The sequence below is a fragment of the Vibrio lamellibrachiae genome (genome assembly GCF_050337265.1).
GTDB classification, from domain to species: Bacteria; Pseudomonadota; Gammaproteobacteria; order Enterobacterales; family Vibrionaceae; genus Vibrio; species Vibrio kyushuensis.
Genome location: NZ_JAKJSU010000012.1, coordinates 55,726 through 69,002 on the forward strand (window position 1 = coordinate 55,726; position 13,277 = coordinate 69,002).

The following is a 13,277-nucleotide window of genomic DNA, read 5'->3' on the forward strand; positions in this document are numbered from 1 at the left end:
TTTATTGTACTTAAAATACTATCTTCGGGCGCTATTGAGCTGGTGTTGATAGCCCGGTTAAGTCTTGGCTAGCAGGAATCTGCTTCATTGCATGCGCAATTTCTTCAGCTTCCGTACCGATGATAACTTGTAGATTATTGCCACCAATCTTCACGACACCCATTGCCCCAATGGCTTTTAAAGCTTTCTCGTCAGCGACTGAGATATCTTTTAATGTCAATCGCAAGCGTGTGATACATGAGTCAATGGTCTCAAGGTTTTGGTGTCCGCCTAATGCTTTTAGATAAAGAGCAGCTTTCTCGTTAGAGCTTACTGTTGCCACTTCTTCTGTTTCATCATCTTCACGACCTGGTGTTTTAAGGTCAAATTTGATGATTGCGAAGCGGAATACACAGTAGTAAATCGCCGCAAAACAGATTCCCTGTACGATTAGCATATAAGGTTTCATTGCAAGCGGTAGGTTGAATGACAATACGAAATCAATAAGTCCTGCACTGAAAGTAAAACCGGCAATCCATTGCATGCTAGCTGCGATATACAGTGATAATGCCGTGAGCAGAGCATGAATTACGAAGAGAACAGGAGCGACAAACATAAAGGCAAATTCAATTGGCTCGGTTACACCCGTAAGAATTGCTGTTAATGCTGATGCACCTAAAATGCCACCTACTTTCTTTTTGTTTTCAGGCTTCGCACAATGGTACATTGCTAAACACGCTGCTGGTAAGCCATAGCCCATCACAGGGAATAAACCACCTTGGTAAATACCCGTTACACCGAGTTCTCCAGTGCCTGACCAAAGTTTTGAAATGTCATTAATACCGACTAAATCAAAAATGAACACTTGGTTTAACGCGTGGTGAAGGCCAACAGGAATAAGAAGACGGTTGAAGAACCCATACAGCCCAGCGCCGGCTGCGCCTAGTTCTGAAATCGCAATACCAAAATCAACTAATGCACCATAAACGACAGGCCATATGTAGACCATTGCTAAACTGATGGTGATTGCAGCGAGTGAAGTTACGATTGGAATGAAGCGTCGACCGCCAAAAAAGCCTAAAGCCGCAGGGAGCTTGATAGTGTGGAAGCGGTTGTACAGTGTCGCTGCAACAATACCCATCATGATGCCCGTAAACGCACTGACGGAAGCCTCAGATGCAATTAGCTCAGAGCTGGTCATTTGACTGACCGGAACACCGGTAATTTGGGATATGACGGCTACGTTTCCTACGATCATTTCAATGATGAGTAATCCAAGAAGACCTGAAAGGGCAGCGGCACCGTTGTTATCTTTAGCAAGACCGTAAGCAACACCGACTGCGAATAACCATGCTTGGTTATCCATAATGCCTTTGCCTCCGTAAACTAAGATGGTTGCAATAGCACTATTTTCACCCCAACCAGTAGGGTCCAAAGCATAGCCTAAACCTAACATCAGACCGCCTGCAGGGAGTACGGCTATTGGCACCATCAGCGCCTTACCTATTTTTTGTAAATATCCAAGTATGTTCATCTCTTATCCTTTTTATATTGATTATTTCTCTAGGATAAATAAGTGAGGATTAAGGAGCGGTTGTGCTTTCATTAATTATTCTTAATCTTGGAGGAAATAAAACAATTAAGGAGCGATTTATCAAAAGGTTAGTTAGCGGTTATTGACCAGCTCACTATTGAGCTTAATACCGTGACAGTATTTCTCGAAGGCTTGTTACCAGCGGCTTTAAAGCTATTAATTGTTGTTCAAGCCAAAAGGTTCCATAGGCGGTCAGCGTCCAGCCAAAAAAGGCGACGTGCCCAGTGATTATGAGGAACAAGAACACCTGATAGAAGAACGATTTCTGTTTAAGGTGCCAAACATAGTGAAAAATGAGGCTGCATATCCAACCGCCAATTAGCGCGAAGAATAAATAACTTGCTTCGCCCGTTGTGGGTTTATTTAATTTAATTGCACGCTTATCAAGCCAAACGATGAAAATGACCAGAAGATTAATAAAGGTGTAATAGTTTAAGACATCAATAGGGTAGCCAAAGTACCACACACAACCCGTTAAGCTTGCGAAGAACCAGACAGCAACGATGAGAAGTGGGTGTAAGTGCCTAAGCCGTTCAATTTTCGTCGCTATACTTTGGCCTGCTTTATCTTTTGATAACTTGAATACGACACGATCATGAACGAGTAATAGAGAGGGGTCGCCTTTAATATCATCAAAGTAAAACTTGATACGCAACGAACTCAAATCTGGGGTTATATACCCATAGTTTTGATTATCGTAACGCTCTGAAATCTTACCTTTAATTATCATTATGTTGACCCGGAAAAACTAGAAAACCTGCGACATTAATTAGTATAGAACACTCAAACGATGATGTTATTTTTAATCTAGGTTAATCAAATGGTTGTGTTATTCTGCAGTCAACTAAATGTGCTAGAAGACTAAAACTTGTTGAATAATCATAGATATACAATGTGTGGAATAGCTGCGATTTTCCTATGGAGCTGCCTCATTGGGCTTGCTCGTACTGTTGCAGAAGATTTTGGACCTATAGGCGGTGCTGCGCTTCTTTACACCGTTGCTTCGCTATTTCTCGTTCTCGTTATGGGTGTGCCTAAGTTGGGGCGGTTTTCACCTCGTTATGTTTTGATAGGATCGGTTCTATTTGTCAGCTACGAAATCTGCCTTGCTTTGGCTTTGGGAATGGCAAATGACCGACATCAAGCGTTAGAAATGGCGGTGATTAACTACCTTTGGCCCGCCTTAACAGTGTTGTTGGCCGTCGTCGTGAGTAAGAAAAAAACTCATGGTTTGGTGTATCCCGGAATTTTTATTGCTCTTTTTGGTGTGGTTTGGGCCGTGATCGGTGATGGGGATTTCACCGTTGCACAACTCATGAGTAATGTGGCAACCAATCCAGCAACGTATAGCATGGCATTTATCGGTGCTTTTATTTGGGCTATTTATTGCAATGTCACTAAGCGATTGGCGAACGGCCAAAATGCCATTGTAATATTTTTTATACTAACGGCCGTGACGCTATGGATTCAATACTTTGTTAGTGATGAGCAGGGTATGGAATTTACCGTTCCAGCGTCATTTAATTTACTGCTTGCGGGTATGGTAATTGGTGGTGGGTACGCACTATGGAACTTTGCGATATTAAAAGGCAACATGGTGCTTTTAGCATCTTTGTCTTATTTCACCCCCGTAATGTCGACCCTAATCGCTTCTTATATTTTGAATGTGAGCCTTACGTCTACTTTTTGGCAAGGTGTAGCAATGGTGACAGCTGGCTCGTTAATATGCTGGTGGTATACACGAGAACATTAGCGAATGTAATTCGACGGGGTGAATATCGAATATCACTATTAGCTGGCAAGGTTCATTGTTAACTGAAGGTCTAGTGGTAATTTTGATAAACGCTTGGTTAGTGCATGACGCGTTTTTTCAAGCTCGTTAGTGTTGATTTGATCGCTATGTGAATGAACATCAACACTAACTCGCAGTTCGTTGCCCACTTTTGTAACGGCAGCTAGTTCTATATCTAAATCCTGTTTCATCTCTTTATCGACCGCGCACACATCGTCATCAACGGTTGAGCAAATGTCTTGGTTTGGCGCCATGGTTAACAGCTCTTTCATTGCGTCTTTTAGCATATCAAATGGCACTTTAATGAAATAGAACGACATCAGCAGCATCATCATAGGGTCAGCATAAACAGCATAGTGAGATAACTCAGTAAGCGTGATTAACCATGCAGTAACAAAGCCTAAAGTCACGGCGACGCTGAGTAGAGTATCCATTTGCCACTGCTTTGATTCTGCTTTTATTAGCCCGGAAGAGAAGCGTTTACTTTTATTGGCGATGTACCACCAAGCGTATCCACAACCCAGAACATTAATAACCCCAAATGCTGTTGCAATTGATGTATCGACCTCTCGGCCACCACTAAGCATCGCTAAGCCGGCTGAATAGACAGAGTAACCAACAATAATTAGAATTGTGATGGCTTTTATAGAAATTACCACGGGTTCAAGTATCGCTTTTCCTAGAGGAAAAGTAGCTTTTGACGGTGATTGAATGTAACGAGAAGCGGCGAGTGACAATAAAGTTAACAGTAGACTGACGAGAGAATAGACACCATCGAACATGATGACCAAGGAACCGACAAACCAACCAAGCGTTAGTCCACCTAAAGCAAATGCCAATGCTAATAGGGCTGAGAAGCTAAGCACTTGTTTTTCATTCTGGTTTGTTCTGGCGCACATAAATATTACTCGTCATAAACACCTCTTCATTCTTGGCCTGAGAGGGAAATATAGCAACGGTTAATAATTTGTTAACTTTCGTGAAAGGTGAGGGATGGTTCTTAATTGTTATATTTCAATGGGTTAGTGTTATATTTATCTGTCAGTAAAATTGACGCTGGCTGATTTGTCACCAAATGATGCATCTATTAAATGTAATCAAAAATCAAATAGGTAATCGCTGAGCTTATCCGCAAGCCACACCATCCCTGGGTGTTCAGACATGCCTGCTGCAGTAAACATACAATAATCTTCTTGGGTTAAACCATACGTATGCTTGATGACAGAGAGCTTTTGCTGCCTTAGGTGGTGTCGAATGAGGGGCTCAGGAAGCACGCCCCAAGCATTTTCCGTTAGAATTGTGGCGAGCATATAGTCAAAGCTAGAGAAGCCGATATGACGAAGAGAGAACGGTTGTAGTTCTGGATTATCTTTCTCATTAAGGTAAACCATGATCGCTTGCATTGAATTTCGTAATACTTCGTCAGAGACTCGGCCAAGCTTACTGAGTGAATGATCACTTTTACAGACCGACATCATTCGTATTTTACCCAAAGGCTGATAGGTAATTCGTGGGTCATCGGTGCGCTCATAATCAACGCCAAAAGCGAAGTCAACTTGCTGAGTTTCAACAAGATTGGATAAGTCACCACTCGACGCTAGGACAATATTAAAAGAGGTCGCTGGAAAACGTTTGTTCATGGTGTGGGCGAGATCTTGCCAAATATCGTCAGGAAGAGAGTCGTCTCGAGCGATCCAGACCTCAGCATTAAACTCCCCAGAGGCATGCAAACACGTTTGCTTGATGCGAGAAGCGGTCACGATTAAGTTCTCACAGTCTTTATATATAGCCTTACCTGCTTCTGATAATTCAACATTGTTGCCACTACGAACAAAAAGCTCAGTAGCGAGCTCTTTCTCAAGGGCCTTGATGGCCATGCTTAATTTCGTTCGGTTACATTCAAGTTGTCGCGCGGCTTCAGAGACAGAGCCTGTATCAGCAACTCGGCAAAAAGCTTCAATTTGAGATAAGTTCATTTGTTGTACAATCTGGATCGAGTCCATGAATCATATACAAATATTGTTAATTTGTCTGTCGAAGAGATACCTTCGCGCTTCATTTTGGTTTACTCTTGAGCCTATTGCCAAATGAAAGATTTTACAGGGAGATCATGATGGCGAACGAATGGGACGAATACGCGAAAACTTGGGAAACGGAACAAGCAACGTCTGAGTTTGCATCTCACGTATTTGAACAGCTAACACAGCAGACTAGCTTGAAAGGCAAGCATGTTCTTGATTTTGGATGTGGAACCGGCCTTCTGAGCCAAAAAATGGTGTCTACAGCGAAAGATATCGTTGCACTGGATTCGTCTGAAGCGATGATTGAGCAGCTCGATATGAAAGAGCTACCAAACGTAGAGCCTGTTGTTGATGAGCTAACTCGTGGGCTTGTTGCACAACATCCTGCTTTTAGAAACCAGTTTGATGTTGTTGTTGCTTCATCAGTTTGTGGTTTTTTACCTAGCTTTGCAGAAACAGCCAATGTCATTTACTCTATTTTGGACAACGATGGTATTTTCGTCCATTGGGATTGGCTCGCTGAGGAAAATGCTGACTTTGGTCTAAGTCAAACCAAAGTAGAGCAAGTGTTAACCAGCGTTGGTTTTGATTCTGTCAGTGTTTCCATCGCGTTTGAAATGGATACTAAACATGGTAAGCGTTCAGTATTGATGGGTGTTGGTAAGAAAAGTTAACCAGACTTTTCCATATCCCTCTAGAGACAGTGGTGACGTTGCAAAGCAATTATGCGATGAACTGGCTTAAAGCTAGGAGCGAATTAGCTGTGCGATGTCATCAAGTCGTTCTGGGTTAGCGATCGCTTCTCTATTCAACACCTCTTGCCCATTGACTACCTGTTTGACGGCCAATTCTACTAGTTTTCCAGATTTTGTTCTCGGTATGTCTGAAATGGCAAATATCGCCCAAGGAACATGTCGAGGCGAGCACTTTAATTTCAATAGCTGCTTAATATCATTGCATAACGCATCATTAAGCGTTTGGTTGTTCGTCATTTGGACAAACAACAAAATGCGCTCGTCATCCTCTATCGATTGTCCTACTGCTAATGAATCTTGTATGTAATCGAGCTGATTTACCTGCTGATAGATCTCGCCTGTGCCAATGCGTACACCACCCGGATTCAAGGTTGCATCGCTTCGACCATAGAATGTCATGCCTTGACTGCCGCTAAGACTCACGTCGTCACCGTGGTGCCATGTATTGGGATAACGATCCCAGTAGGCTGCATGATATTTTTGGCCTCCGTCCTGCCAAAAACCAGCAGGTTGGTTCGGAAAGCTGTTACAACACACAAGCTCACCTCGTTGCTGGGTTATTGATTCGCCTTGCGAGTTAAATACTGCAACATCGAGCCCTAAGCCTTTAACTTGGCACTCACCACGATAGACAGGGGTGATAGGGCTCCCAAGTACAAAGCAGCCACAAATATCAGTTCCGCCAGAAATAGAGGCCAAATGAAGATCTGCCTTAATGCTTCGGTATACGAAATCAAATTGGGTTGGGTACAAAACCGAGCCTGTTGAGCAGAGTGTTTTTAATGCATCAAGATCAAACTTCTCGTGAGGGACCAATGTACTTTTTTCTAACGCTTGTAGGTATTTAGCTGATGTTCCAAATAGTGACACTTTTGCCTCTTCAGCAAGTTTCCATAACGAGTCAGCGGCAGGGAACATCGGGCTACCATCGTATATGACTAGCGTTGCGCCACTGGCAAGAGTAGAGACATGCCAATTCCACATCATCCACCCACAGGTCGTATAATAAAATACTCGGTCAAGAGGCTGAATATCACAGTGCAATTGATGCTCTTTTTGGTGGTTAAGTACCGTACCACCAACAGAATGAACGATGCATTTTGGTTTGCCCGTTGTTCCTGAAGAGTAAAGAATAAAGAGCGGGTCATTAAAAGCGACGCGCTGATAACGCAGGCCTCTTGGCAGGTAGTTCGCTATGACCGAATCCCAATCAGAATAGTGATGGTGGTATTCATAGTGATTATCTTGTGTACGTGCGTAGTCGATGCCACAAACACTCTCAATACTACTTAATGCCTTTACAATGTCATTGTTCTTATCATGCAGGGAGTAGGTTTTTCCATTGAACTGGTAGCCATCGCAGCAAAACAGTACTTTTGGCTTTACCTGACCAAAGCGTTCAATCACGCTATCACTGCCAAAATCGGGCGACGTTGATGTCCATATAGCACCTAGGCTTGTTGTCGCGAGCATTGCGATGACAGCTTCTGGAATATAGGGTAAGTACCCGGCGACCACATCTCCTTTTTCAACCCCATTCTGTTTTAGCCACTGCTGCACAATGGATACTTGATCACACAATTCCTGCCACGATAACTGCTTCACCGACTCTTGTTCATTAGCGAACCAAATGGCGACTTCGTTTGGTTGTTGAAATGCAAATGAGAGTAGGTTTTCAGCATAGTTGAGCTGCGCTTGTGGGAACCAAATAGTGTCTCTAGCAGGGTAGAAGTCGCCCCATTTAGCGATACCTTCGCCAAAAATACATTCCCCTTTGTAACCGATGACATCGCAAAATTGCCATATCTCTAGCCAAAACTGTTTGGTGTCATTAACTGACCAATCGTGTAGCGACGCATAGTCTTCAATGGCTTCACCCTGCATGTTAATGTGCTGGATAAACTGGTGAAGATTTGACTCTTCAATCCGCTGCTGGCTTGGTGTCCAGATAGGGGCGTTGTTTGACATTCGATTCTCGTTATTTTGCGTCCAATATTGACTAAGTTAAGTGTTGATGGCGATCGGCAATGTGTCAAATGTTGGTGTTAGCATGAGACTGAATAATAAAACAAAACTTGACGATGTAAATAAATTGTTACATTGCATTCTGTTGGATTTGTCTCGGTTTATTGGCATGGCCTTAGAATCGCAAATAGGCTTAAAGTAATAGGGCAATCAAGGGATGTTTGATGACTAAATATCAGTCTAAGCCAGTAAACAACAATGGATATGTTGAATGGGACAAAACCGAAGATGAAATCTGGAGTGAACTCTATTCGAGACAGCTTCCTTTGGTCGAAAGCCGTGCATGCAATGCGTATATAGAGGGATTATCTCTATTAAACCTTCCAGTTGATCATGTTCCCCAACTTAGCGACATTAACCAAGTCTTGATACAGCAAACAGGATGGCAATTAGCGCCAGTCGCTGCACTTATTAGTTTTGACCGATTTTTTGAATTACTGGCCAACAAGCAATTTCCAGTAGCGACTTTTTTAAGAACAAGAGAGGAGTTTGATTACCTGCAAGAACCCGACTTTTTCCACGAAGTCTTTGGTCATTGTGCCATGCTAACTAATTCAGACTTTGCACACTTTACTCATGCATACGGTCAATTGGGCAAACATGCGAATCATAAACAGCGAGTCTATTTAGCAAGGCTTTATTGGTTTACGGTAGAATTTGGGTTGGTCATTGAGCAAGGGGAAACTAAGATTTACGGTGGTGGAATTTTGTCATCCCCTGGGGAAACGAAGTATGCATTGGATGATAATAAGCCCAAAAGAGTTGATTTTGATATTAGTAAAGTGTTGAGAACTCCTTATCGAATAGACATCATGCAGCCAATTTACTATGTTTTAAAAGACCTAAAACAACTCTATCATTTAAGTCAACATGACCTGACTAGCGAAGTTCACTCCGCTATGAACCTCGACCTATTTCCTCCGTTATTTGAACCAAAGGAAGTCTCAAATGTTAAATAACATGCAATGTGAAGCTTGTGGCCTTGAATCAATCGCATTAACAGAAGCAGAACAACAAGAACTACTTCGTCAATTAGTCGATTGGAAATTAAAGCAACACGATACGATTCCACAGCTCGTTAAGTCCTACTCTTTTAAGAACTATAAACTGGCTTGGGCATTTTCAAATAGAATTTCAGAATTGGCTGAGGTGGAAGGTCATCACCCTGCAATTTTACTTGAGTGGGGAAAAGTGACCGTAACTTGGTGGAGTCATTCTATACGTGGTTTACATAAAAATGATTTCATTTGTGCAGCGAAATGCGATGATCTGAATCTAAGTTAGTCAATTAGCAAGACAGAGCTTAGGTTCAAAGCTCTGTCACATGAATGCATTCGAGTAGTGCATGGGGTGTCGGAATTTCTAGTTCATCTCTTCAGGTTGATACTTCTCATTCGCTACATCACGAGCCTTTGACAGTGCTTGTGCTTCGTCGGCATACTGCTTTTGCATATAACTAAGCTTGGCGCTTAATAGCTCGATTTCTCGGAGTAATTCATCATTAGAAACATAGTATTGATAGCTAGAAAGCGCATTTACATTGAGATCCATATCTTGACAGTGATTGATAAAGTTTTTCCAATTTTCTTGTATCGTTTTTACGCTAGGTATCCCGACATTTAATGCCTCTCTCTCATATTCGACTAGCGTTGCATACCGAAGTGACAAGGCTATTTGTTGTGTCATCTTTTGGTGAAAGTCAGTTGTGTCCGGTCGCCAAAATTGTACAAGCTCATTTAAACTAAACTCTTTGTTGAGTAATATTTGTTGTTGGTATTCCTCATAAAGGAGGTTAAATCGGCGTGCTCTTTGGTTGTACCAATGTTCAATTTCTGTTTGTTCTTTTAGAGCTTGGTTCCATCGTGCTTCAACGCAATGCTGGCTTTTTACCTTTGTGGGTAAAGAGATTAGCAAAACCGCCGCTATAATGATGAATACCAAATGATGACGCATACACGCTTAATAATTGTTGAACCTATATTGATTATAGGAAGCAAATTAGTGATATAAAGTTTATGAGCGATTGAAAAAATAGTGAACTCTCTAATTAGGTCAGTTTGATTGATGAAAAAGATAATAATGATCCTCTTATTAGTGGCTGGGCTCGGCGGTGCAGGTGCAGGTTTTTACCTGTTCTACTGGCTACCGATGCAAGAGGCTAATTCTGCGCCTCCAATGACAGAGGAAGAGGAAGAAGCTCCCGAGCCGACAGTTGATAAACCAATCGTAATACCGCCAAAAGTGACGGACTTCTACGTAAACACACCGAAGCTAGGTGTTAGGGAGCGACCAGATCACGCCGCTTATATCGAGAGTGTTTTATATAGAGGTGACGATGTCACTATTTTGGAAGAGCGTGACGGTTGGGGGCGGATTTCGGTTTACTACGTCTATGAAGAGGGGGGAGAAGAGATCGCGGAATGGATCCCTATGGAAGCGCTAGTTGAAGATCCACCAGTGATCACGAAAGAAGAGCGTCATGATACATTAATGACTTATATCGATAAATCTGACGATTTTAAAGTTCATGAAGTGAAGTTTTTGAAAACAACCGATGAGCTGTTGAAGGCAGAGACTTGCAGCCCGGTTGATTTTGAAGAGCTAGGCGGTTGGGTTCGCTCTATTCGCTACAGTGATAGAGACGTTTATTTTGTCTACTGTGGTGGTATGAAGCAGGCCGACAAGATTTATTTGGATGTGAATAGCGGTGCTGTGTTCTATAAATAAGTGTTATAAATAGGGCTTACGATTAAGGGCTTCGCTTCGATTAAGCGCCTGTCAGTGTTTATATTAAGGATGATTAGATGGAACCAAGAGTTAGCATTATCACATTAGGCGTGCAAGATTTGGCGCGTTCATATCAGTTCTATACTGCTTTGGGATTTGAAAGCTCTAAATCACCAGAAGAGGGTATTGTCTTTTTTAAGAGTCAAGGCGTTTGCTTAGCGCTGTATCCACTACAAGAGCTAGCAAAAGATGTATCAGACAAATTTGCTGCTCGCAGCGCGGAGAGTTTTTCTGGGATCACACTGGCGCACAATACTCGACGCAAAGAAGAAGTTGACGAAATTCTACAAACAGCGGTTGAAGCGGGGGCAAAATTAGAGAAACCCGCTCAGGATGTCTTCTGGGGTGGCTATAGCGGTTACTTTTCTGATCCTGATGGGTATTTGTGGGAAGTTGCTTACGCTGATTTCTGGCAATTTAAAGATGATGGTAGCTTAGTCATTGAGTAGCGATATTGTCGAATCGTTGCGGTTTAGAATTAACGATTGAATAGAATGGTTTAACGAAAATTAAACGCACCTATTCAATCAATTTAATCAAGTCAGAAAACACTTAGCGGAGAGTTTTTTCCTAGGTGCTCACTGAGCTTAGTTAACTCTTATTTGAGTCAGGTATATTCTTACGAAGCCCTCGACTCACTGTGACACTGATTAGAAGTAACAAGAAAAACCCACCAAACGCACACCGCAGTCCTTCCAATCGACTTACTTCGACTAAATCCAAAATAACAGTTTGCTCGTTTTTACTGATTTGAGCAGAAGTCATCATATTGGCTAGTTCAATGTCGCTTGAGAATGGAATAACCATTTGACTGCGAATCAACGAATGAGTATCTGATGAAAGCTCGTGAGATTGCTCTGCGTATGATTTGAATGAATTTGAATAACTGACCGCCAGAATAGTACCGAGTATGGCGACGCCTAATGCTTTCCCAAAGTTACGTGAGGTTGTTTGTAGCCCTGACGACTGCTCAGCGTTCTTTTGACTGACAGAAGACGTAATAATGTAGGGTGCATGGGAAGCATAAATACCGCAGCCTAAACCAAACACAAATTGAGCAACGTAGATAAGGAAGCTTGTCTCTTGGTTGTTGTAAGCAAGCCACATGAGTGTGACGCCTACCGCACAGAAGCTACTCGCCAGAAGAATAAGCTTTCTAGATGAAAAGTGTGACAGCTTACTTGGAGTCAGTATCGACGTTGTAACCATGCCAAACGCATTTAGCCCAATAATGAGACCCGATTCGGTGGCGGTAAAAATGCCTGTAAGTTGCAAGTAGGTAATCGTAATAAAAATCATAGTTGGATAGAGCAGGTAAGTCATTGCACAGTAAAACATACCTATCAAAACTTGTTTGTTATGACGCAACGCTCTAGGAAAGATAACATCTCGCTCGTGCTGTTCCATGCGCTCTTCCCATTTGATAAAGAGAACGACAAATAAAGCGCCTAAAAGAAAGATAGGGATTGTTGGTGCGTAACCGCCGATGGAGAATTGAGTTAGAGGTGAGATAAGCCCCCACTTGGAGATATATAAAGCACTAACAATGATTAGAAGCAGACCTGTGCCGATAAGAAGCATGCCACCAAAATCGAACTTTAGGTTGGTGTTGTTGGTTTTTTTATTCGTTAGAGTAAATGAGAAAATAAGGACGAGTAGACAGTATATTGCAACTAAATAGTAAGAGGCTCTATAGCTAAATGAATCAATGATGTAGCCAAGAAAGAGAGGAGCTAGCATACCTGTTAGCCCGACGCTGCCAGCGAGAAATCCAAAAGCGAGAGCTTGATCTTTACCCTTGTAGTGCGCGGTACAATAACCAAAAATCGCGGGGACCATCATTCCGCCGCCTAAGCCAGCAAGCACTCTTGCTCCGAATATGAACACGCTCGCATTAGGTGCAAGAGCGGCTGCGATAGAACTGAATACTAATAATGCGATTCCAAGCTGAAGTTGTAAGCGCCAACCAATGATCATTCCTAGCATTCCCCCCGCTATCATGAAAATTGCACCGACCATAGGGTAGATAGTATTGGCTTGCTGTAACTCTGACAGAGACATTGACAAAGTATCCGTAAGGGAGTCTGCCGCTATCATTAGTGTGCCGTTATCAAAAACAACAATCGTTTGAGCTAATATTAATATAATTAACACAGTCCACTTACTAATAAATGATTCTGGTTTTTTATTGATTTTAGTTTCAATGTTTTCGTTAATTAAATTATTAGATGTTCGTTCAAATTGTACGTTATTTGTTTCACTCATAAGTAAGCTTCATTTGTTGAAATACTCTCTTCCATGCTGAAAGTATTTCATTAGCTCTT

General features: G+C 42.1%; 13 protein-coding genes. 6 read left to right on the plus strand and 7 right to left on the minus strand.

Annotation, left to right across the window (positions count from 1 at the left end; translation table 11 throughout):
* Positions 1-31 precede the first annotated feature (31 nt).
* Positions 32-1,513, minus strand: a complete 1,482-nt coding sequence (nagE, locus tag L4C54_RS19330) for an N-acetylglucosamine-specific PTS transporter subunit IIBC (RefSeq protein WP_428809425.1) — start codon at positions 1,511-1,513, stop codon at positions 32-34.
* Between the two features lie 163 nt (positions 1,514-1,676).
* Positions 1,677-2,303 (minus strand): DUF1294 domain-containing protein, encoded by a 627-nt coding sequence (locus L4C54_RS19335; RefSeq protein ID WP_428809426.1) that lies wholly within the window; start codon positions 2,301-2,303, stop codon positions 1,677-1,679.
* A 138-nt stretch (positions 2,304-2,441) separates the two neighbouring features.
* Between L4C54_RS19335 and yddG the strand changes: the two genes are divergently transcribed.
* Positions 2,442-3,326, plus strand: coding sequence for an aromatic amino acid DMT transporter YddG (yddG, locus tag L4C54_RS19340; protein ID WP_428800658.1), 885 nt, complete (start codon positions 2,442-2,444; stop codon positions 3,324-3,326).
* A 38-nt stretch (positions 3,327-3,364) separates the two neighbouring features.
* Here yddG and L4C54_RS19345 read toward each other — a convergent pair whose 3' ends face one another.
* Entirely contained in the window at positions 3,365-4,264 is a 900-nt protein-coding gene (locus L4C54_RS19345; RefSeq protein WP_428809427.1) for a cation diffusion facilitator family transporter, read from the minus strand.
* Positions 4,265-4,462: 198 nt separating this feature from the next.
* Positions 4,463-5,341, minus strand: coding sequence for a LysR family transcriptional regulator (locus tag L4C54_RS19350; protein ID WP_428809428.1), 879 nt, complete (start codon positions 5,339-5,341; stop codon positions 4,463-4,465).
* 137 nt (positions 5,342-5,478) lie between these two features.
* Here L4C54_RS19350 and L4C54_RS19355 point away from each other — a divergent pair, with 137 nt between their 5' ends.
* Positions 5,479-6,060, plus strand: coding sequence for a class I SAM-dependent DNA methyltransferase (locus tag L4C54_RS19355; protein ID WP_428809524.1), 582 nt, complete (start codon positions 5,479-5,481; stop codon positions 6,058-6,060).
* Positions 6,061-6,132: 72 nt separating this feature from the next.
* On the opposite strand, the gene L4C54_RS19360 is transcribed toward L4C54_RS19355, so the two are convergent.
* Positions 6,133-8,109, minus strand: coding sequence for an acetoacetate--CoA ligase (locus L4C54_RS19360; RefSeq protein ID WP_428809429.1), 1,977 nt, complete (start codon positions 8,107-8,109; stop codon positions 6,133-6,135).
* 221 nt (positions 8,110-8,330) lie between these two features.
* Here L4C54_RS19360 and phhA point away from each other — a divergent pair, with 221 nt between their 5' ends.
* Positions 8,331-9,125 carry a phenylalanine 4-monooxygenase gene (phhA, locus tag L4C54_RS19365; RefSeq protein ID WP_428809430.1) on the plus strand — a complete coding sequence of 265 codons (795 nt, stop codon included), beginning with the start codon at positions 8,331-8,333 and terminating at the stop codon, positions 9,123-9,125.
* On the plus strand, positions 9,115-9,450 hold the full coding sequence (locus L4C54_RS19370; RefSeq protein ID WP_428809431.1) for a 4a-hydroxytetrahydrobiopterin dehydratase: 336 nt from the start codon (positions 9,115-9,117) through the stop codon (positions 9,448-9,450). The genes phhA and L4C54_RS19370 overlap by 11 nt, the downstream gene beginning before the upstream one ends.
* Positions 9,451-9,528: 78 nt before the next feature.
* Here L4C54_RS19370 and L4C54_RS19375 read toward each other — a convergent pair whose 3' ends face one another.
* A complete protein-coding gene (locus L4C54_RS19375) occupies positions 9,529-10,119 on the minus strand; it encodes a hypothetical protein (protein ID WP_428809432.1) in 591 nt (196 codons plus the stop codon).
* Positions 10,120-10,230: 111 nt separating this feature from the next.
* On the opposite strand from L4C54_RS19375, the gene L4C54_RS19380 reads away from it, so the two are divergent.
* Positions 10,231-10,893 carry an SH3 domain-containing protein gene (locus tag L4C54_RS19380; RefSeq protein ID WP_428809433.1) on the plus strand — a complete coding sequence of 221 codons (663 nt, stop codon included), beginning with the start codon at positions 10,231-10,233 and terminating at the stop codon, positions 10,891-10,893.
* A gap of 77 nt (positions 10,894-10,970) precedes the next feature.
* On the plus strand, positions 10,971-11,402 hold the full coding sequence (locus L4C54_RS19385; RefSeq protein ID WP_428809434.1) for a VOC family protein: 432 nt from the start codon (positions 10,971-10,973) through the stop codon (positions 11,400-11,402).
* A gap of 142 nt (positions 11,403-11,544) precedes the next feature.
* Here the strand turns inward: L4C54_RS19385 and L4C54_RS19390 are convergent, their stop codons facing one another.
* Positions 11,545-13,218 carry an MFS transporter gene (locus L4C54_RS19390; protein WP_428809435.1) on the minus strand — a complete coding sequence of 558 codons (1,674 nt, stop codon included), beginning with the start codon at positions 13,216-13,218 and terminating at the stop codon, positions 11,545-11,547.
* Positions 13,219-13,277: the final 59 nt, after the last annotated feature.